At 63.7% G+C, this 256-nt stretch carries 1 pseudogene; it reads right to left on the bottom strand.

Annotated elements, in window-relative coordinates:
- Window positions 1-141 (bottom strand): annotated as a pseudogene (locus tag HKX41_12320) (fimbrial protein).
- Window positions 142-256 lie beyond the last annotated feature (115 nt).

Here is a 256-nt window from a genome sequence, read left to right as displayed (position 1 = left end):
CAGCACCGCGCCGTCGGGAATGGTGCGCACGAGCGAATCGAACAGGTGCACCATCTGCGAGCGGTTGGACTGCAGCTTCTCGATCACTTCCTTGCGCGCGAGCAGCTTGGCCTTCTTCTTGTCGACCTTGGGCATGTCCTCGAGCATGGCGTCGGCGAAGCCGTCGTACTGCGCGTCCATGGCCGCCGCGTCGGTCAGGGTGATCGGGGTTTCGCCGTTGGCATACAGCGGCTTGAGGTAGTCGTTGAGTTGGGCG

The sequence above is a fragment of the Salifodinibacter halophilus genome (assembly GCA_012999515.1).
Classification (GTDB): Bacteria; Pseudomonadota; Gammaproteobacteria; order Nevskiales; family Salinisphaeraceae; genus Salifodinibacter; species Salifodinibacter halophilus.
This window is presented reverse-complemented; position numbering and strand designations above follow the sequence as displayed.